We start from the raw sequence: 1,705 nt of genomic DNA on the forward strand, positions 1-1,705 counted from the left end.
GTACGCGACCTGCCCGCCGCCGCGGGAGCCGCCGCCCGGGTCGCCCGGGTCGCCCGGGTCGCCTTCCGGGGCGTAGACGCCGAAGTTCAGGGAGTTCTCGATCGCGGTGTCCTGCTGCGCGCGGCTGCGGCCGAGGGCCCAGTAGGCGTCGGTGGACAGCCAGTGGTGGACGAGCGCGCGGTCCAGCCGGGCGGGGTCGGTGGAGACCTCGTAGGGCGCGGGTACGTGAGCCATGGGCAGAGCCTGGCACGCGGTGCATGGCTCGTACACCGGAATCCTCCGGGAGCCGGGAGCGGCGCGCGACCTTAGACTGGCCCTCACGGAACCCACCGTTTGGTGACGAGCCGGACAGGGAGGTCGATCCCATGCAGGCTGAAGTGGGCGACAAGCTGTGTGTGCACGGCCGAGTCGTCGGCCAGGAGGACCGGACGGCGGAGATCGTCGAAGTCATGGGCGCGGCCGGCGCACCGCCCTACCGGGTGCGGTTCGACGACGGCCACGAGGCACTGGTGTCGCCCGGCCCGGACTCCGTGGTCCGGCATCGGGACCGGGAGTCCGGGCAGGGCTGACGCCCGCGGCCGCGGGTGGCGGTGCGGCCGGGACGACCGGGGCCCGTCAGCAGCGCGGCGGGCGCACCGACTCGCCGTAGTGGTCGGCGACGAGCCTGCTGACCGCGCCCAGCGGGTCCTGCGGCAACAGCTTCGCGGAGAAGTACATGTTGCCCTGAACCTCCGGGTAGCCCTGGCAGAACGTCAGGTGACGAGACAGCTCCGCCGGGTCGAACCACGCCTCGGGCTGGCCGGCGGCGCCGACCTTGTACAGCGCCTCGCCGATGTAGAGGTTGACTCCGGTGCCCGCGACCACGTCGTTCCACCACGGCACGATCTTGGCGTAGTCGGCGACCGCGAAGCCGATGTTCCAGTACACCTGCGGGACGATGTAGTCGATCCAGCGCTCGCGCACCCACTTGCGGGTGTCGGCGTAGAGGTTGTCGTACGTCTGGGTGCCCGCCTGGGTGTCGGAGCCCTCGGGGTCGGTGGCCGCGTTGCGCCAGACCGCGAACGGGCTGACACCGAACTGCACCTTCCGCTTCGTCCGCTTGATGGCCCGGCCCAGCTCGTAGACCAGCAGGTCGACGTTGTTGCGCCGCCAGTCGGCCTTGTCCGCGAACCCGCCGCCGTACCTGAGGTACGTCTCCTCGTCGGCGAACTCCTGGCCCGCGACCGGGTACGGGTAGAAGTAGTCGTCGAAGTGCACGGCGTCGATGTCGTAGCGGCGTACGGCGTCGAGGATGCACTGCTGGACGAAGCGGCGGACCTGCGGCACCCCCGGGTCGTAGTAGATCTTGCCGCCGTACGGGACGACCCAGTCGGGGTGCTTGTTAGCCGGGTGCCCGGGCACGAGCTTCTCCGCGAGCGCGTCGTTGCGCACCCGGTAGGGGTTGAACCAGGCGTGCAGTTCGAGACCGCGCCGGTGCGCCTCGCGCACGGCGAAGCCGAGCGGGTCCCAGCCCGGATCGGTGCCCTGGGTCCCGGAGAGCCACTCCGACCACGGCTCGTACGGCGACGGCCACATCGCGTCCGCCGTCGGCCGGGCCTGGAAGACCACGGTGTTCAGCCGCCGGTCCGCCGCCTCGTCGAGCCGGGCCAGCAGCTGGCGCTGCTGCTCGGCCGCGCTCAGGCCCTGCTTGACCGGCCAGTCGATG

The 1,705-nt window shown here is 71.5% G+C and carries 2 protein-coding genes and 1 pseudogene; 1 reads left to right on the plus strand and 2 read right to left on the minus strand.

Annotated features, from left to right (window positions below; genetic code table 11):
- Positions 1–234, minus strand: a pseudogene (locus H5J30_RS31505) (GNAT family N-acetyltransferase); the annotation flags it as partial.
- 131 nt (positions 235–365) lie between these two features.
- Between H5J30_RS31505 and H5J30_RS31510 the strand changes: the two are divergent.
- Positions 366–569 (plus strand): DUF1918 domain-containing protein, encoded by a 204-nt coding sequence (locus tag H5J30_RS31510; protein ID WP_037750937.1) that lies wholly within the window; start codon positions 366–368, stop codon positions 567–569.
- 46 nt (positions 570–615) lie between these two features.
- On the opposite strand, the gene H5J30_RS31515 is transcribed toward H5J30_RS31510, so the two are convergent.
- Positions 616–1,705, minus strand: a 1,090-nt coding sequence (locus tag H5J30_RS31515) for a glycoside hydrolase family 10-like protein (protein ID WP_181790974.1), incomplete at its 5' end; no start/stop codon positions are given.

Origin of the sequence: Streptomyces phytophilus (assembly GCF_013870535.1) — a bacterium.
In the GTDB taxonomy this organism is placed as follows: Bacteria; Actinomycetota; Actinomycetes; order Streptomycetales; family Streptomycetaceae; genus Streptomyces; species Streptomyces phytophilus.

What these genes read in the sequence shown, in the direction of transcription:
- H5J30_RS31510 (WP_037750937.1), top strand. Translation starts at nt 366, where the DNA reads ATGCAGGCTGAAGTGGGCGACAAGCTGTGTGTGCACGGCCGAGTCGTC.